This window comes from Rhodococcus sp. IEGM 1241 (genome assembly GCF_033142365.1).
Classification (GTDB): domain Bacteria; phylum Actinomycetota; class Actinomycetes; order Mycobacteriales; family Mycobacteriaceae; genus Rhodococcus_F; species Rhodococcus_F erythropolis.
Window position 1 is genome coordinate 145,035 of the sequence record NZ_JAWLSE010000003.1, and the last position, 18,073, is coordinate 163,107.

The 18,073-nt window shown below is 63.3% G+C and carries 17 protein-coding genes; 4 read left to right on the forward strand and 13 right to left on the reverse strand.

The window, feature by feature from the left end; translation table 11 throughout:
- Window positions 1-34: 34 nt before the first annotated feature.
- Window positions 35-1,021 (forward strand): serine hydrolase, encoded by a 987-nt coding sequence (locus R4P70_RS15645; protein WP_021343914.1) that lies wholly within the window; start codon window positions 35-37, stop codon window positions 1,019-1,021.
- Between the two features lie 26 nt (window positions 1,022-1,047).
- On the opposite strand, the gene rffA is transcribed toward R4P70_RS15645, so the two are convergent.
- Window positions 1,048-2,190 (reverse strand): dTDP-4-amino-4,6-dideoxygalactose transaminase, encoded by a 1,143-nt coding sequence (gene rffA, locus R4P70_RS15650; RefSeq protein WP_060938670.1) that lies wholly within the window; start codon window positions 2,188-2,190, stop codon window positions 1,048-1,050.
- On the reverse strand, window positions 2,180-3,166 hold the full coding sequence (locus R4P70_RS15655; RefSeq protein ID WP_019747967.1) for a glycosyltransferase: 987 nt from the start codon (window positions 3,164-3,166) through the stop codon (window positions 2,180-2,182). The genes rffA and R4P70_RS15655 overlap by 11 nt, the downstream gene beginning before the upstream one ends.
- Window positions 3,167-3,338: 172 nt before the next feature.
- Here R4P70_RS15655 and R4P70_RS15660 point away from each other — a divergent pair, with 172 nt between their 5' ends.
- Together R4P70_RS15660 and R4P70_RS15665 are read left to right on the forward strand one after the other, a co-directional pair.
- On the forward strand, window positions 3,339-5,537 hold the full coding sequence (locus R4P70_RS15660) for a hypothetical protein (RefSeq protein WP_317830990.1): 2,199 nt from the start codon (window positions 3,339-3,341) through the stop codon (window positions 5,535-5,537).
- Window positions 5,534-5,980, forward strand: a complete 447-nt coding sequence (locus R4P70_RS15665) for a GtrA family protein (RefSeq protein WP_099698020.1) — start codon at window positions 5,534-5,536, stop codon at window positions 5,978-5,980. The genes R4P70_RS15660 and R4P70_RS15665 overlap by 4 nt, the downstream gene beginning before the upstream one ends.
- A 4-nt stretch (window positions 5,981-5,984) precedes the next feature.
- Here R4P70_RS15665 and R4P70_RS15670 read toward each other — a convergent pair whose 3' ends face one another.
- A complete protein-coding gene (locus R4P70_RS15670; RefSeq protein ID WP_020907288.1) occupies window positions 5,985-6,563 on the reverse strand; it encodes a TetR/AcrR family transcriptional regulator in 579 nt (192 codons plus the stop codon).
- A gap of 68 nt (window positions 6,564-6,631) precedes the next feature.
- On the opposite strand from R4P70_RS15670, the gene R4P70_RS15675 reads away from it, so the two are divergent.
- The gene (locus R4P70_RS15675) at window positions 6,632-7,207 is read left to right on the forward strand and encodes a dihydrofolate reductase family protein (RefSeq protein WP_099698021.1); all 576 of its coding nucleotides are present in this window, start codon (window positions 6,632-6,634) and stop codon (window positions 7,205-7,207) included.
- Here R4P70_RS15675 and trmD read toward each other — a convergent pair.
- The 10 genes from trmD to ftsY all read right to left on the reverse strand — a co-directional run bounded on the left by trmD (window position 7,204) and on the right by ftsY (window position 18,062).
- On the reverse strand, window positions 7,204-7,908 hold the full coding sequence (trmD, locus tag R4P70_RS15680) for a tRNA (guanosine(37)-N1)-methyltransferase TrmD (protein ID WP_019747962.1): 705 nt from the start codon (window positions 7,906-7,908) through the stop codon (window positions 7,204-7,206). The genes R4P70_RS15675 and trmD overlap by 4 nt on opposite strands.
- 9 nt (window positions 7,909-7,917) lie before the next feature.
- Complete coding sequence (rimM, locus tag R4P70_RS15685) at window positions 7,918-8,490, reverse strand: ribosome maturation factor RimM (protein WP_020907286.1); 573 nt, start codon at window positions 8,488-8,490, stop codon at window positions 7,918-7,920.
- A 14-nt stretch (window positions 8,491-8,504) separates the two neighbouring features.
- Window positions 8,505-8,747 (reverse strand): RNA-binding protein, encoded by a 243-nt coding sequence (locus tag R4P70_RS15690; protein WP_003939023.1) that lies wholly within the window; start codon window positions 8,745-8,747, stop codon window positions 8,505-8,507.
- Window positions 8,744-9,214, reverse strand: coding sequence for a 30S ribosomal protein S16 (gene rpsP, locus R4P70_RS15695; RefSeq protein ID WP_003942818.1), 471 nt, complete (start codon window positions 9,212-9,214; stop codon window positions 8,744-8,746). The genes R4P70_RS15690 and rpsP overlap by 4 nt, the downstream gene beginning before the upstream one ends.
- Window positions 9,215-9,423: 209 nt before the next feature.
- The gene (locus tag R4P70_RS15700) at window positions 9,424-10,506 is read right to left on the reverse strand and encodes an amidohydrolase family protein (RefSeq protein ID WP_317830991.1); all 1,083 of its coding nucleotides are present in this window, start codon (window positions 10,504-10,506) and stop codon (window positions 9,424-9,426) included.
- Window positions 10,507-10,509: 3 nt separating this feature from the next.
- Window positions 10,510-12,087 carry a signal recognition particle protein gene (gene ffh, locus R4P70_RS15705; RefSeq protein ID WP_003942713.1) on the reverse strand — a complete coding sequence of 526 codons (1,578 nt, stop codon included), beginning with the start codon at window positions 12,085-12,087 and terminating at the stop codon, window positions 10,510-10,512.
- A 115-nt stretch (window positions 12,088-12,202) separates the two neighbouring features.
- The gene (locus R4P70_RS15710; RefSeq protein ID WP_020907284.1) at window positions 12,203-14,710 is read right to left on the reverse strand and encodes a [protein-PII] uridylyltransferase; all 2,508 of its coding nucleotides are present in this window, start codon (window positions 14,708-14,710) and stop codon (window positions 12,203-12,205) included.
- On the reverse strand, window positions 14,700-15,038 hold the full coding sequence (locus tag R4P70_RS15715; protein ID WP_003942772.1) for a P-II family nitrogen regulator: 339 nt from the start codon (window positions 15,036-15,038) through the stop codon (window positions 14,700-14,702). Before R4P70_RS15715 ends, R4P70_RS15710 begins: the two co-directional genes overlap by 11 nt.
- 56 nt (window positions 15,039-15,094) lie before the next feature.
- Window positions 15,095-16,354 carry an ammonium transporter gene (locus R4P70_RS15720; protein ID WP_042450902.1) on the reverse strand — a complete coding sequence of 420 codons (1,260 nt, stop codon included), beginning with the start codon at window positions 16,352-16,354 and terminating at the stop codon, window positions 15,095-15,097.
- Window positions 16,355-16,601: 247 nt separating this feature from the next.
- Window positions 16,602-18,062, reverse strand: coding sequence for a signal recognition particle-docking protein FtsY (ftsY, locus tag R4P70_RS15725; RefSeq protein ID WP_317830992.1), 1,461 nt, complete (start codon window positions 18,060-18,062; stop codon window positions 16,602-16,604).
- Window positions 18,063-18,073: the final 11 nt, after the last annotated feature.

The window sequence follows — 18,073 nt, forward strand, 5'->3', positions numbered from 1 at the left end:
AACAGTGCCGTGTCAGGGCTACCGGGGGAAACAGATGAGTACGCGGTACGTCCGGATTGCCGCAATGGCGGCCGCAGTTACTTTTGCGGCTTCGTGCAGCGGTGGACAGAACCCGGATGATTCGATGCAGACCCCCGCCTTCCCCGACACCAATGTTCCGGTCGCGGAGACTCTCGACGGCCGACTGGCTCAAGCTCAGGTGGCGGCGCTCGGGCGTGGTGCGGACGTCTCCATCGCCGTCCTCGATCGATCCTCGGACAAGTACCTCGATGTTGCCGGCGACCAGCAAATCGAAACTGCCTCGGTGGCAAAACTTTTCATCGCCGAGGATCTCCTCCATCAGGACGCTCGCGGCGAGCGGCCCATGACCGACGACGATCGCACCCTCATGGCGGCAATGCTCGAATCCTCCGACGACACCGCAGCCAACCTTCTGTGGGACGAGGTCGGCGGTCAGGAGGTGATCACCCGGGTTGCCGAGCGTTACGCACTGACCGCGACGACGCCGCCGTGGGACGGAATGTGGTGGAACACCGAGACCACGACGCACGACCTGGTCACTTTCTACAACGGCGTCCTCGACGACTCCGACCAACTCGGACCTGAGCGGGTAGAGCAATTCGTCGAGTACCTGAGGCAATCCACTCCCGAAGGAACCGACGGCTACGACCAGAGGTTCGGATTGCCCGAGGCCTTGTTCGGCGAGTCGGTCATCGGAGTCAAGCAAGGCTGGATGTGCTGTGTCGAGGACAAGTGGATCCATCTGTCCACCGGCATCGTCGGTGACGACAACCGATACATCATCGCGATCGGTTCGCGAGAAGACGTCCAGTACACGGACGAGGACAGCTTCTATCCCGACACCTCGTTCACCGACGCCGTCGACGACGAAAGCGCACTGCACGCACGTGACACGGTCACCGGCGTCACACAGATTCTCTTCCCGAGCGGAAGCATCGACGACTGGGCGGCGGCATCCACGACCGCGGATTCGGTGATGCCCGAAGCTTCCGGGCCCTGATTCGATCCACGCGGTCGTGTTCGTCCTCAAGCCTGCTTGTACTCGAGGACGGAACCGATGACCCGTTCCTGTTGTTCGGACGTGAGCATGGGCCACAGCGGCAGTCGAAGGATCGACGCGGAGAACTCGGCGCTACGCACACACGGCTCCGGCGTTCGTCCGTAGCGCACACCGGCCGCACTCGTATCGAGCGGAATGTAGTGGAACGGCGCCACGATTCCGTCGGCGGCAAGATGCCGAATCAAACCGTCGCGGCTCTCTTCGGTAGGCATCTTGAGATAGAACAGGTGCGCGGTGTGCTCGCGATCATCGGGAACCGCCATGGGAACGACACCGTTCTCGGACGCCCACTCGCCCAGACTCACGCTGTAGGCATCCCAGACGCGATGCCTGGCCGCCTGAATCGCGTCGAACTCCGAGAGTTGTGCGTCGAGGACAGCGGCATTGAGTTCACTGGGCAGATAACTCGACCCGATGTCCTGCCACGAATACTTGTCGACCTGGCCGCGCAGGAAACGCGCACGGTCGGTCCCCTTCTCACGGATGATTTCGGCGCGGGTCATCAACTGATCGTCCGAGAGCAACAGCGCGCCACCCTCGCCGCAGTGAACGTTCTTGGTGTCGTGAAAACTCTGCGTACCGATAGTTCCGATGGTGCCGAGCGCCCGCCCGCGCCACTTTCCGCCGAGCCCGTGAGCGTTGTCTTCGATCAACGCGACGCCGTGGAGTTCCGCGAGGTCGACGAGAGGTTCCATGTCGGCGGCGACTCCGCCGTAATGCATGACCAGTACAGCTTTCGTGCGTTCCGTGATCGCCGCTGCGACGCAGTCGGGATCGATATTGCCGGTACTCGGATCGATGTCGACGAAAACAACAGTGGCACCGCGCAACGCGACGGCGGTCGCCGCCGAACTGAACGCGAAGCTCGGAACTATTACCTCGTCGCCCGGGCCCAATTCGAGCAGCAGCGCACCCAATTCGAGTGCGTGCGTGCACGAGGTGGTCAGCAGAGCATGCGTGGATCCGGTGATCGCCTTGAGCGCTGCAGTCGCGGACTTGGTGAAACGTCCGTCACCGTGAATGTGATCGGACTCCAGAACCGTTGCCAGATTCGACAATTCATTCGATGCCCGATAGGGGCGGGAGAAGATGATGCGATCAGTGCTCACGACTACGCCGATCGATCGAGGTTCCGGGCCGCGGGGAATCGACTGTCAGATACAGCGGCTTTCCGACAAGGACGTGCAGTGCCACGCCAAGGTATTCGGCGATGAGACCGAGCGAGAACAGGATCGCACCCGAACAGACCAGCAGCGCCATGATGATCGACGCCCATCCTTCCGGGTCGTTGTTGTCACCGGTCATGGCTTGGACGAAGATCACCGCAGCCATGATCACACCGGCCGACGCCAGGGTGACCCCGAGCAGACTCACCAGCCGCAGACCGCGTGTTCCGCTACACAACACCATCTTCCAGAACAACGAGAACAAACGGCGATAGTTGTACCCCGATTCCTCGCGGCCTTCCGCTCGAAGTGTCACCGGCGCCGTGGCGGTATTGCCGACGACCCACGTCAGCGCGACGTCCAGATACACACCGTTGGCGGCGACGCCGGCCAACTGTCGGCCGATGTCACCTCGGATCAGGCGGTAACTTTCGAATCTCGTCGAATCAGGGAACGCGAATACCGTCGCCAAGACGATCTTTGCACCGCGCGAGGTCAGGTTCCGCAAGAATCCATGCGGGCGGGTGTTCGTGGGTTTGGAATACACGAGATCGGATCGCTCCGTCAGCGCGGTGTCGAGGAAAGCCCCGATGTGCACCGGGTCGTGCTGGCCGTCTTCGTCCATCGTCACGATCCACTGGCCACGTGCAACGGCCATACCGGCGATAGTCGCCGCGTCCTGGCCGTAGTTGCGACTGAGCCACACGACACGCACCTGATCGAAACGGCGCTCCAATTCGAGTAACACGACGTCGGAACGGTCCGGACCGTTGTCGTGAACCAGCACGATCTCGTCGACGGTGAACTGCGCTCCACCGGGCGTCGAACTCGGTGCGCACAGGCCGTCCAACTCCTCGACGAGCGCCGTGATCGTCTTTTCGCCCTGATAAACGGGCACTACGACGGAAATCGAGTGCACTCGCTTCCACTCCCTTCAGGGGGCTCGACTGGCGCCGAGAGACAGGCACGATCGGGCCCACACCGTCGCGAACTTTAACACGCAGAGATGTCCGGACTTCGGATGCCGACGGCGCGTGATGCGCTCGCGTCTCCGCGCGCCCCACCTGCCCTGTTAAGGTCTGGAACTCGTGGTGGAAACTCGCACTCTCGCCCGGGCAGACGTGTACAAGTGGGGCGCCGTCACGGCGGTCGGTGTCATCGCCGGCTACCTGGCCGTGGTGCTCGCGAACGCTCGTCACTTCTACACCGACGACACCGAGTCCCAGTACGCGCCGCTGTGGGTCATGCTCGGCCGTAGCCTGCGAGAAGGACACCTACCGGTACTCGTCCCCGAGAACTGGATGGCGGGCAACTACGCGATCGAGGAAGCGGGCCTTCTCAATCCGCCACAACTTCTGATCGACCTGATCGCACCGTCCTTCGACAACCTGGCGCTGTACGCGACGATCGTGAAATTGATCTTCGCGATCATCCTTGCGCTGGGCGTCTATCGGATCTGCCTGGAGTACGGCTCGAAGCCCACGTGGGCTGCGGTCGCCGGAGTCTCGATTCCGTTCACCGGTTTCCTCCTGTTCTTCGACTCGGCCAGTTGGATGACAGCCTTCACAGGCACTGCCTGGATGGTTCAGGCGTGGGCCTCGGCAATCCGCTACGCCAGAGGCAAGAGCGGTCCGATCCCGACCTTCGTGTTCTTGTATCTCGCGATGTCGGTCCAATATGTTTTCCCCGCAGTCGAATCCGGCTTGATGATCGTCGCAGTCGCGATCGGCGAAGTTGTCTATCAGCGGCGTTGGCTGCCGTCGCTGCGGCTTCTGGCGGTGTCTGCCTGTGCCGCCCTCGCAGGTCTCGCGACGTATCTGCCGAGCCTGCTCACCGCCGACGTCACCTGGCGCGGTGCATCCGAAGTCAAGAACGACGCATTCCTTGCCGTTCCCTGGTCGGAATCGCTGAACGCGAGCCTGCCGAGCACGATGCCCGCATTCTCCTCGTGGTGGGGATACATCCAGACCATGCCCATGGTCTACGTCGCGTGGTTCCTCATTCCGGCTCTGGCGTTCATCGACTGGGGCAAGGCACGCGCCGCGGCACGCGAATTGACCGCCGTCGGGATCTTCACGGTCGCCGTCCTCATGTGGACTGCCGGGCCGAGCACAATCGGCCCACTGCGGTGGCCCGCGCGCGTGCTTCCGATGGTGGCCATCGGACTCCTGCTTCTGGTGTGCATCCTGCTCGGGCGTTACGCCACGACCGACAAGTTGCGCGGACGCTGCGTTGCAGCGGGAATCCTCGTGGGCCTGCTTTTGATCAGGTCCGCCTCGGCAGCTCCCGGGCTCGCGAAATGGCATGTGATCTCAGCCCTGGTCGTTGCCGCACTCGGCGCTGCGATGGTGTGGCTGGGCCGCACCAAGGGCACCGCGCTCGCATGCCTGTTGGCAATCGCCGCGGTCTCCCCCATCGCCTACGCCCAGGTTCGGGCCGCGCAACCAACCCCGATGAGCTGGGACCTGCCCGAATCCCGCTCGGAGATGAAAGAGGCCTTCCCCGACTTTGAAGGCACGACACTGCAACTGGGCGACCGTGCACTCATCGCACCCGGGGACAAAACCCTCGACGGAGCGTACGGTTCCCTGGCTTTCGGCAACTACCCCAAAGACCTCGAACTGACCTACACCAGCGGCTACACCCCCAACGGGCACTTCTACTTCGGCGATCTGCTCTGCATGCGCTGGGACATGAGCGTCTGCCCCGACGCCTTCCGACGGGCATTCACCGTCGAACCCACCACCGGCCGCACCATCGTCGACCTGATGAAGGTGGACCGCGTCGTACTGCAGAACGCCCTCTACCCCGACGCACGTAAGAACCCGGCCCCCGACGGGTGGACATGGGTCGACTACCCCGGACACGAGAACTACATCTCCGTGCTCGAACGCGTCGACGGCCCCGTCTCGACACGAAACGGCCGTATCGCCGATACCCGTGGCGTCGAAGCTGTTTCGACCGCCGAGTCGAACATGTCGAGCACCCTTCGTGTCAGTTCGGAGACCGGCGGCAAGGTTGTGTTCGCACGGCTCGGCTGGCCCGGGTATCGAGCTAGCCTCGACGGTCAGCCTGTCCCGATCGACGTCGTCGCGAAGTCCTTTGTCACCGTGGACATCCCAGCCGGGACCAAGGACGCTGAACTTGTCCTCACGTGGCGACCCCCGGGATGGAAGGTCGGCGGCGCTTCGATGGTCGCCGGAATCCTCGGACTCGGCGTGCTCGAGTGGATGTATCTGCGGACACGACGCAAGGACCGGATCAACACCGTGAAAACCGAGTCTTCATGACCGAAGACATCGCATCACCCGAGAACCCCGGCCCACTGCTGCGGGTGGTCAAGCATCAACCCATCGCGTTTGCCATTGTCGGAGTGGCCAATACGGCGATCGGATACGGGCTCTTCGTGATCTGGTCACTGATCCTCGACAACAAGGATCTGTATCAAGTGGCTGTGATCGGTGCGTACTCCATCAGCGTGCTCATCGCTTTCGTTCTGCATCGGATGTTGGTTTTCCGCGTCCGCGGACATGTGGCACGCGACCTGGGCGCGTTCATCGTCGTCAATTCCGGTGGCCTCGTGCTGAATCTGATACTCGGAACAATCGCGGTGTCGATTCTGCATGCCCCGCCGCTTCCCGCCCAGGCGGTTGTCATGTTGATCGTTGCCGGGGTGAGTTTCTTCGGTCATCGATACTTCTCGTTCCGCCGCAAACCTGCCGAGCGGCACTGACCTTCTACGATTCGCGGGGTAGCGCTCGATCCACCGCGGCCTCGACGATCGTACGAATATCTTCCTCCCCGAACAGGTTCGGCAATGTCAGTCGATCCAGTACGAGCCAGTTCAGCGACAAATAGAGCAGGCGAACGGTCATCGCATCACCCGGCACGCCCGACGCCAGATGATTGGCTACGTTCAGATCGAAGTCTTCTCGAATACGGACGGTCAGGACCGCTCGCAGGTCCGGGCGACGCACCGCCTCCAACCGCAACTCCATCAGTGCGAGGAAACCCGTTCCAAACGAGGTGACCCGCTCGACCACGTCGAGCATGAGCGTCACCAGTCGCTCACGATCGGTGCCGTTGACGGGATCGATCAATCCCTCGAGGTCGTCCGGAATCAGTCGCTCGTAGATCCGGCCACCGGCCTGCGTGAGTAGGTCGTCGCGATTGGAGAAGTAGTTCGACGCTGTCCCGTTCGGCACGGCTGCCTGGGTGTCGACGGCTCGAAAAGTCAAGCCTCGAGCACCCTCTCGGGCCAACACCTCGATTGCCGCGTCGATCAGGGCAAGCCGTCGTTCCGGGTTCTTTCGCACTTGACATCACTCCTGACACGACCCTAAGTTAAACCACTACATACATAGTACTACGAACGGAGCGTTTGATGCGAAAGCTTGTGTACTACGTGGGAGCTTCCCTCGACGGCTACATCGCGGGACCAGACGGCGAATTCGATTTCTTCCCGGTTTCCGAACAGATCACGGCCTGGATATGCGATCGATATCCCGAGACCGTGCCAACGCATGTGCGGCCCGCTCTCGGAATCGAGGACGCACCCAACAGAACCTTCGACACGGTCGTCATGGGCCGCGGCTCTTACGAGCCCGGGCTGAGCCTCGGCGTGACCAGCCCCTTTGCGCACCTGCGCCAGTTCGTCGTCTCCAGCACCCTCCCTGACGCCGAGGATCCCGCGGTCACCATCGTTCGCACCGATCCACGTGCGGTCGTCAGATCCCTCAAAGAGGAAGAAGGACAAGATATCTGGCTGTGCGGCGGCGGAACTCTCGCCGGCGAACTACTACCGGAGATCGACGAGTTGATCGTCAAAAGGTATCCGGTTGTCGCCGGCGCGGGCATACCGATGATCAGAGGTAACTACGCGCCGACACTGTTCACACCGACTGCAACCGAATCGCTCGACGACGGCGCAAGCATCACCTGGTTGAAGAGAAATACCTAAGGAAGTAGATCCGGTCGACGCTCGGCCGTGCGCTGCAGCGACTGCTCATGGCGCCACGCCTTGATCTTCGCGTGATCTCCGGAAAGCAGAACAGGCGGAACCTCGAGATCACGCCACACGGCGGGGCGAGTGTAACTGGGCCCTTCGAGGAGCCCGTCGGAGAACGAATCCTCTTGGTGTGACAGCTGATTGCCGAGAACGCCGGGCATCAGTCGCACAACAGCCTCGACCATCACCAGCACGGCTGCTTCACCGCCGATCAGAACGTAATCGCCGATACTGACTTCTTCGACGCGAACCCGCTTGGCGGCGTCGTCGAAAACCCGTTGGTCGATACCTTCGTATCGGCCGCAGGCGAAGACAAGGTGCTTGGCGGTGGCCCAGCGATGTGCGGTCGCCTGAGTGAACGGGACGCCGGCGGGAGTCGGCACCACCAGGATCGTCTCGGCATCATCCGGGCCGGAAGAATCGGAGCGACCGATCACGTCGTCCAGTGCCGGACCCCAGACGGTGGGTTTCATGACCATGCCGGGTCCGCCGCCGTACGGGGAATCGTCGACGGCTTTGTGTACGTCATGGGTCCACGACCGAAGATCGTGGACGTCGACCGAGATCAAGCCACGTTCGATTGCCTTGCCCAGCAAGGCAGCACGAAGCGGTTCGAGATACTCGGGAAAGATGGTGACGACGTCGAGACGCATGACAAACGATCAGTCGTTGTCTGAGTTCGAATTATCGCTGTTCGACTTGTCGCCGAAATCCGGGTCGAGCAGTCCCTCGGGAGGCTCGATCATCACGACGCCGTCGGCAATCGACACCGAGGTGACGATGGCGGCGACAAACGGGATCAGCAATTCACCGGACGTCTCGCCGGTACGACGAATCGAAAGCAATTCGCCTGCGGCGGAATGCAATACCTCGATGACCGAACCGACCTCGGTACCGTCCGTGAGGACGACCTTCAGTCCTTCGAGTTCGTGGTCGTAGAACTCGTCCGGATCATCCGAAGGCTCGAGTTCGGAACTGTCGATGACAAACAGTGTGCCGCGCAACGCATCTGCGTCGCCACGGTCACTGACGCCTTCGAGGCGCAGCAGAAGCCGCCCGGAATGATCCCGGGCGGCTTCCACTGTGTACGACTTCAGTGTGGACTCGCGCGGCTTGCGCCCACGCAGCACAGAACCTACGGCAAAACGATCTTCGGGCTCGTCTGTACGAACCTCGACTACCAATTCACCTTTGATGCCATGCGACTTCGCGACACGACCGACTACGAGTTCCACCTGTTTACTGCCGTCTACTGATCGGTGTCGACGACATCAACACGGATACCGCGGCCACCGATGCCGGAGACCAAGGTCCGCAGAGCGGTCGCCGTGCGACCACCCCGACCGATGACCTTGCCGAGATCGTCGGGGTGCACGTGCACCTCGACGGTCCGTCCCCGACGTCCGGTGATCAGCTCGACACGCACATCGTCGGGATTGGCGACGATGCCACGCACGAGATGCTCTACCGCATCAGCGACGACGGCACTCACTTGTCAGCAGCCTCGGCGTCTGCAGCGGGAGCCTCGGCGTCAGCCGCGGTGTCTTCTGCCTTGGCCTCGTCAGCCTTTGCAGCCTTCTTCTTCTTGGGGGTGATTGCTTCTGCAACCGGCTCGTTCTCGGCCTGCGCGAGCGCAGCCTGGAAGAGCTCGAGCTTGGTGGGCTTGGCTTCCTTGACGCGCAGGGTGCCTTCGGTGCCCGGCAGGCCCTTGAACTTCTGCCAGTCACCGGTGATCTTGAGGAGTGCCTCGACGGGCTCGGTGGGCTGTGCGCCCACGGACAGCCAGTACTGAGCGCGCTCGGAATCGATGTCGATCAGCGAGGGCTCTTCCTTGGGGTGGTACTTGCCGATGGTCTCGATCGCACGGCCGTCACGACGGGTGCGCGAGTCGGCGATGACAACGCGGTACTGAGCGTTGCGGATCTTGCCGAGGCGGGTGAGCTTGATTTTGACAGCCACAGCTGCAGTTCTCCTTCAGCGCGCACAACAGTGCTGCGCATGTCACGTGCAATTCAGCGACCCACACGATTTGTGAGCCCGGTTTTGCCTCTATCCTGTGACCGTCGCAGCGGTACGTAACCGGTTGCGACGAACAATGGTCCATTGTGCCAGATGGGTGGGCTCGTTCGGAAACCACCCTGTGCGCGCTTCGAGAGTGCAGGGACTCCCTAACCACTCACGGGGGTGCCGCGGAGGATCACACGCGTCGGCTTCGCGAGCACATCGGAGTTTCCGCGCGGATCTTCGGAATAGACCACCAGGTCGGCGGGCGCTCCCTCTTCGATGCCCTGGGCACCCAACCAACTCCGCGCATCCCAGCTGGCTGCGCCCAACGCCTGGTGAGCTGTCAATCCGGCAACTTCGAGTTCGGCGATCTCGTCGGCGATCCGCCCGTGCCTGATCGAACCGCCGGCATCCGTTCCGGCATAAATCGGAATCCCGGCCTCGTGAGCGGCACCGATTGTCTGGTGCCGACGAGCGTGCAAATCGCGCATATGCGCCGCGTAGATCGGATACCGCGTGGCGGAGTCCGCGATCTCGGGGAAAGTAGCGATGTTGATCAGCGTCGGAACCAGGGCCGTGCCGTGCGCGACCATCGACTCGATGGTCGCGTCCGTCAATCCGGTGCCGTGCTCGATGCAGTCGATACCGGCGTTGATCAGGCCGGGCAAAGCGTCTTCGGCAAAAACGTGAGCGGTGACCTTTGCGCCTTCGGCGTGGGCGGCAGCGATGGCCTCGACCAGGATCTCGTCGCTCCACAAGGGAGCCAAATCGCCGACGGAACGATCGATCCAGTCGCCGACGAGCTTGACCCAGCCGTCACCAGCGCGTGCCTGACGCACTACCTCGGCCGGCAACTGAGATTCGTCGTCCAGGTCGACCGGCAAGCCCGGGATGTACCGCTTGGGTGCCGCGATGTGCTGACCTGCGCGAATGATTCGCGGCAAATCGAGGCGCTCGTCGATGAACCTGGTGTCGACCGGTGATCCGGCGTCGCGGAGCAACAGCACGCCCGCGTCACGTTCGGTCTTCGCCTGCTCCAGCAAGCCGTCGACGGTTTCGCCCCCGCCACCGCCGTAGCGGATACCGACGTGACAATGCGCATCCACGAGACCCGGTGTGATCCAACCCGATTCGACGATCGTCTCGGCACCGGACACCGGCTCGAAGGAAATCAGCCCGTCGACGATCCACAATTCGATCGGCTCGGCATCGGGCAGACCGATACCCCGCAGATGAAGCGCAGCCACCGACTACTTCTTGGGCAGCTTGAGCTGGGAAAGATCGATGCCTTCCAGTCCGGGCGGCAACTGATCGAGACCCTTGGGCATGTTCGACAGGTCGGGCATACCGGCCGGCATTCCGCCGGGCATACCCGGGAATCCGCCCATACCGGGGAATCCTCCGCGCATCTTGGGCTGCGTCGGGCCCTTGCCGCCCTTCTTGCCCTTCTTGCCCTTCTTGCTGCGAACCTGCTTACGCGCGCCGGGCATGCCCATACGGCCGGCCATGGCAGCCATCATCTTGCGGGCTTCGAAGAAGCGATCCACCAACTGGTTGACGTCGGAAACCTTGACGCCCGAACCGTTCGCGATGCGCAGTCGGCGTGAGGCGTTGATGATCTTCGGATCGTCGCGCTCGGCCGGCGTCATACCGCGGATGATGGCCTGAATGCGATCGAGTTGCTTCTCGTCGACGTTGGCCAGCGCGTCCTTCATGCCGCCGGCACCCGGCAGCATGCCGAGGAGGTTGCCGATCGGGCCCATCTTGCGGACGGCCATCATCTGATCGAGGAAGTCTTCGAGGGTGAGCTGACCGGAACCGATCTTCGCTGCGGTCGCTTCGGCCTGATCGGCGTCGAAAACCTGCTCGGCCTGCTCGATGAGGCTCAGGACGTCGCCCATACCGAGGATCCGGCTGGCCATGCGATCGGGGTGGAAGACGTCGAAGTCTTCGAGCTTCTCGCCGGTGGACGCGAAGAGGATCGGCTGGCCGGTGACCTCGCGGACGCTCAGTGCGGCGCCACCGCGGGCGTCGCCGTCGAGCTTGGTGAGGACGACACCGGTGATGCCGACTCCCTCACGGAACGCGTCGGCGGTACTGACCGCGTCCTGACCGATCATGGCGTCGAGAACGAAGATGGTCTCGTCCGGGTTGACGGCGTCACGGATACCGGCGGCCTGCGCCATCAGCTCCGAGTCGATACCGAGGCGACCGGCGGTGTCGACGATCACGACGTCGTAATGCTTGTTGCGGGCTTCCTCGACTCCGGCGCGGGCGACCTCGACGGGGTCGGCTGCGGAAACGCCGAGGGCGTTCTCGCCACCGCCGATGGAGGTACCGGGGTGCGGCGCGAAGACTGCCGCGCCCGCACGCTCACCGACGATCTGAAGCTGAGTGACGGCGCCGGGACGCTGAAGGTCGCAGGCAACGAGGAGGGGCGTGTGCCCCTGGTCCTTGAGCCACTTGGCCAACTTTCCGGCCAGCGTGGTCTTACCGGAACCCTGCAGACCGGCCAACATGATGACCGTCGGCGGAGTCTTGGCGAACTGGAGTCGACGAGTTTCGCCGCCGAGAACCTCGACCAGCTCTTCGTTGACGATCTTGACGACCTGCTGCGCCGGGTTCAGTGCACCCGAGACCTCGGCGCCCTTGGCGCGTTCCTTGATCTTGGCGATGAAGCTGCGCACTACGGGAAGCGCGACGTCGGCCTCGAGCAGGGCAAGGCGGATCTCGCGGGCCGTAGCGTCGATGTCGGCGCCGGACAGACGACCCTTGCCACGCAGATCCTTGAGAGATCCGGTCAATCTGTCGGAAAGGGATTCGAACACCGAGTGCGCTCCTGAAGGTCGTGCGAGTTAGCCGTGGATATTCTCGGGCACCAGCCTAGCCGCTACGCCCGCACCGATCCCAGCCGATGCGGGCGTAACTGCCGAAACCGGTCCGTCAATCCTCTTTCTTCTTCGGTTGTGGCACCGGAACCACCGCCAGCACCGCCTCCTCGACGCGCTCTCGCGCCGCGCGGGTATCGGCCTCACCGAAGTCGAGGCAGAACGCGTCGACCACCGAGGAACCCAACGTGGCGACCTTCGCCCACCGGATGTCGGCACCACTGTGTTCGAGTGCTGCGGCCAGTCGGCAAAGCAGGCCGACGCGGTCCTCGGTACGCAATTCGAGGATCGCGTGACCGTCACCGGGCGCGTCGAACCAGATGACCCGCGGCGGCGCCTGCGAATAGAGCACCGGAACCGCCGAGTCCTTGTTTGTCTGGATCGGGTCGTCCCACTGCTCTGCCCGTGCCTCCTCGTCCTTGGCGTCGAGAAGTTCGAGCAGATTCAGTTCACCGGCCGAAGCGCGGATCAATTCCTGCCTGAGCAGCACCGCCTGCGGAGGTGTGCCGAACCTCGGTGTGACGACAAACGAATTGACCGCCGAACCCGCATGCGACCCCAGCGAAGCGGAATGCACCCGCAACGACTGCAGCGCCAGAACGCCGGCGGCCCGAGACAGCAGCCCGGGCGCGTCGGGCGCGATGACGGTCACGACGTAGGTGTGCGGATTCTCGGCCGGTACGAGCGAGACGTGAACCCCGCCATCCTCGGCAATGGCCAACTGCTCGGGAGCGAGTGGGTCGGGTTGTGGGAGTTCCTCCCCCGCCATCAACAAACGGCAACGACGCACGAGCTCACCGATCAGAGACGACTTCCAGTCGCCCCAGACGCCAGGCCCGGTGGCCAGCGAATCCGCCTCCGCCAACGAATGCAGGAGATCGAGAAGCGTCCCGTCCCCTTCGAGTGCGTCGACCACTCGCTGAACCGTTGCCGGATCGTCGAGGTCGCGACGGGTCGCGGTTTCCGGCAGCAGCAAGTGATAGCGCACCATCGCCGTCAACGTCGCGACGTCGGAAGGCCAGAGTCCCAAGCGATTTCCGATCGCGGTGGCCAATTCGGCACCGACGACGCTGTGGTCTCCCCCTCGCCCCTTCCCGATGTCGTGGATCAACGCACCGAGCATGAGCAGATCCGGCCTAGCGACGCGAGTGGTGAATCCGCTTGCATACGCGGCGGTTTCGACCAGGTGGCGATCCACCGTCCACGTATGGACGGCGTCGCGCGGCGGAAGATCGCGAATGGTCCCCCACTCCGGCAGGAGTCGACCCCAGAGCCCGGTCCGGTCCATCGCCTCGATCACCGGAACGGCACGCGATCCCGAACCGAGCACGACCAAGAGATCGTTGACCGCATTTTTCGGCCACGGCTCACGCAGTTCCGGGGCGTTGTCGGCCAGGCGATTGAGCGTCGACGCGGAGATCGGCATGCCGTTGGTGGCCGCCGCTGCCGCGACCCGCATCACCAGACCGGGATCCTTCTTCGGCCTCGCATCGCGCGCCAGGACAACTTCGCCGGCATGCTCGACGACGCCCTCGTCCAGTGGTCGTCGCACCGGCGCGCGACGCAGCCGCGACAAACCACGCCGGGGCAAGGAGTTTCCGGCGGTACGGATACCGACGTCCACCGAATAGCTGATGGTGCGCGCCGATTCGCTGAGAAGGCGGGCCAGATCGAATCGATCACCGATCCGCAGCGCCGCACCGATTTCGTCGGCGTCCTGCGCTCGCAGTTGATCGCGGGCGCGACCGGCAACGCGGTGAAGTTCGGTGCGCACGTCGAGCAACCGCCTGTGCGCGAGTGCCAGACCGCCGCCGGGCGAGTTGGGTCCCAGCCCTGGCATCCCGTCGGTCAATTGCGCGATGGACAGGGCGTTGAGCAGTTGCACGTCGCGCAGCCCGCCACGGCCGCTCTTGAGATCCGGTTCGGCGCGATGGGCGATCTCGCCGCTGCGCTCCCACCTCGTACGGGTCTGGGTGATCAATTCGTCGAATCGGCTGCGGATGTCCATGCGCCACTGTCGACGGACACCACTGATCAACAGGTTGCTCAGCTCCACATCGCCGGCAATGTGGCGTGCTTCGAGCATTCCAAGTGCCGCCGTCATGTCGGTGGCCGCAACCTGAAGCGCCTGTGGAAGCGTCCGCACGCTGTGGTCGAGTTTGATGTGCGCGTCCCACAGCGGATACCACAGGCTGTCCGCAACCTGGGCCACGACCGCTGGGTCCATGTCGTCGTGCAGCAGAATCAGATCGAGATCGGAATACGGCAACAGTTCGCGTCGGCCCAGACCACCCACGGCGACGATGGCAAACCCACAATCCGGTTTGATGCCCAGTTCGGTCCCCTTGGTGGTCAACCAGAATTCGTGCAGATCGACCAGTGCATGTCGCAGTGAGGGGGCGTCGAGCCTCCTGTTCTTGACGCCTCCGGTGAGTAGGGCCTTGCGTGCGCGGGCCAGGTCCGCAGCTTCGTCGGATCCCCCTGACGAGACCGGCCCTGGCCCCGTCGCTTTCGCGACGGAACCAGGGCCGAGGTTCTCGGACCCTTTCGGGTCAGAGTGCATCGCCACCGCGTTCCCCGGTGCGAACCCGGATGACCGACTCGACTGGCGAGACCCACACCTTGCCGTCACCGATCTTGCCGGTTCGAGCGGCCTCGACGATCACCTCGACCACCTTGTCCACGGCCGCGTCGTCGACGACGACCTCGACCCGGACCTTGGGTACGAAGTCCACGGAGTACTCCGCGCCTCGGTACACCTCGGTGTGGCCCTTCTGTCGGCCGTAGCCCTGAACTTCGCTGACTGTCATACCCAGCACTCCGGCCTGCTCGAGTCCGGTCTTGACGTCCTCGAGCGTGAACGGCTTGACGATTGCTGTGATCAGCTTCATGTGCTCATCCCTTTCCAAACTCTGAAGTGCCTGAATTCACTTTAATCACGTGCTGATCACGCGAGGTCGTATGCGGTCTCTGCGTGTTCGGTCTCATCGATGCCGCGTGCCTCGTCCTCGGCCGAGATTCGCCAGCCCAGGGGCTTGAGTGCGAAGCCGATGATCGTCGTCAGAACGCCGGTGAAGACGAGTGCTGCGAGTGCGATCACGATCTGAACCACCAGTTGCTTGTAGTCGCCGCCGTAGAAGAGGCCGGTTGCGGTGCCGAAGAATCCGATACCGATCGTGCCCCACAGGCCGGAGACAAGGTGAACACCGACGACGTCGAGCGAGTCGTCGAAGCCGAAGCGGAACTTCAGGCCGACTGCGAGAGCGGACAGGATGCCGGCTACGGCGCCGAGGAAGATGGAACCGACCGGGTTGAGCGCACCGGCAGCAGGGGTGATGGCGACCAGACCGGCGACCGCACCGGAAGCTGCGCCGAGGCTGGTGGCGTGACCGTCACGAATACGCTCGGTGGCGAGCCAGGCCAGGACTGCGGCACACGTCGCGGTGGTCGTGTTGACCCAGGCGAGACCGGCGTTACCGTCGGCGGCGAATGCCGAGCCGGCGTTGAAGCCGAACCAACCGAACCAGAGAAGTGCTGCGCCGAGCATCACGAAGGGCAGGTTGTGCGGACGGAAGGCGGTCTTGCCGAAGCCGAGACGCTTGCCGACGATGAGGGCGAGGACCAGACCGGCCATACCCGCGTTGATGTGAACGACTGTGCCACCGGCGAAGTCGATCGGAGCGACGTTGGCGACGGTGACTCCGTCGTCGTTGACCGTGGTGCCGAAGAGCTTTGCCGCGATGCCGTCCTCGGAGCCCGAGAGGAGTCCGCCGCCCCACACCATGTGTGCGAGGGGGAAGTAGACGACGGTGACCCAGATACCCGAGAACAGCAGCCAGGTGCCGAACTTGACCCGCTCGGCCAGGGCACCACTGATAAGGGCGGTGGTGATGATCGCGAATGTCACCTGGAACGCGATGTCGATGACGTTGGGGTAGCCCCACGCGCCGGCGATGAAGTTGCCGTCAGCATCGGTGATGCTGTTCTTGAGGCCAAAGAACTCGAACGGGTTGGCAAAAATGCCCCCGATGTTCTCGGTGCCGTAGGACATCGACCATCCCCACAGAACGTAGATGACGCCGATGACGGCCATGGCCCCGAAGGACATCATCATCATGTTCAGGACGGACTTGGACCGAGACATCCCGCCGTAGAAGAAAGCGAGGCCGGGTGTCATCAGCAAGACCAGAGATGCGGCCATCAGCATCCATGCGGCGTTACCGGAGTTCGCCAACAAATCGTCGGTACTCACTTACTACCTCCTAGTCGCACGTGCCGGGCAGCACGTCGTTAAGGAGAAGAGTGCTGGGCTGGTGTTTCGTCCATGGCGCTGTCGCGTTTCGCAGACGTGAACCAATTGCCCAACTTTGTTGCAAACAGGTTTCGCCAGGGGGTTCTACCGACCCTGTGCGCCTTTTCGGTAGTTCGCGCTACCAAAAAGGCGCACGGGGGCGTCAGCCGAGCAGGGCGTCGACGAACGCACCCGGTTCGAAGGGCGCCAGGTCGTCGGCACCTTCACCGAGACCGACCAACTTCACCGGCACACCCAGTTCATGCTGAACCTGGAAGACGATTCCGCCCTTGGCGGTTCCGTCCAGCTTGGTCAGTACGACGCCGGTGATGTCCACGACCTCCGCGAACACTCGAGCCTGCGCCAGTCCGTTCTGGCCGACCGTCGCATCGAGAACCAGCAGAACGTCGTCGACCGACGCCTTCTTCTCGATGACCCGCTTGACCTTGCCGAGCTCGTCCATCAGACCGGTCTTGGTGTGCAAACGGCCGGCGGTGTCGATGAGGACCACGTCGACGCCGTCCGCGATGCCCCGTGAGACCGCGTCGAAGGCAATCGCAGCGGGATCGCCACCCTCCTTGCCACGAACAACTTCAGCGCCGACACGCTCGGCCCACGTCTGGAGCTGATCGGCAGCGGCGGCACGGAACGTGTCCGCGGCACCTAGCACGACGCGACGACCGTCGGCGACGAGCACGCGAGCCAGCTTGCCTGTGGTGGTTGTTTTTCCGGTTCCGTTGACGCCGACGACGAGCAGAACAGCCGGGTGATCATCGTGCGGCAACGCGCGGATCGAGCGGTCCAGTTCGGGACGCAGCTCGGCGATCAACACCTCACGCAGGAGCGCGCGGGCGGCAACCTCGGTCCGGACGCTGCGGGCCGCCATCTGCTCACGAAGCTTCGTGACGACCTTTTCCGTGGTCGCGGAGCCGAGGTCTGCGATGAGAAGGGTGTCCTCGACTTCTTCCCACGAGTCCTCGTCGAGATCGCCGCCACCGAGTAGGCCGAGCAAGCTCTTGCCGACTGCTGACTGCGAGCGGGAGAGGCGCCCGCGCAGTCGGTCCAGCCGGCCCTCGGTCGGGTCGATCTCGTCCAACACGGGCGGTGCAGGCTCGACGGACTCGGGAACTACGACGGGCTCGGGTACGACTGCAGGTTCGGGAACGACAGGTTCTTCGACAACAGGTTCTGCTACTGGTGGTTCTTCTACGACCGGCTTTTCGATTACCGGCTCTTCGACAACCGGTTCCTCGACAACAGCGGGTTCTTCGACAACCGGCTCCTCGACGACAGCCGGCTTCTCAGCAACAGGTTCTTCGACGACCGGTTCTTCGACGACAGGTTCTTCGACGACAGGTTTTTCGACGACAGGCGGCTTCTCCGCGACCGGCGGCGTCGGAACCACCGGAGGTGGCGCCGTTGCCGTCGAGCCTTGACTGAAGTTGAACCCGCCACCGGCCTTGTAGCCGCCTGACTTGTCCTTCTCGGGGGTGCCGAGCTCCGGCTTCGTCTCGGGCGCCTTCAGCGAGACCTGCCCCTTGCGGTAGCGCAGGAATCCGGCAACGAGAACGACGAGTAGTACGGCCGCTACAGCCGCGATGATGATCCAAGCCTGGGTAGTCACCGGCCCATTGT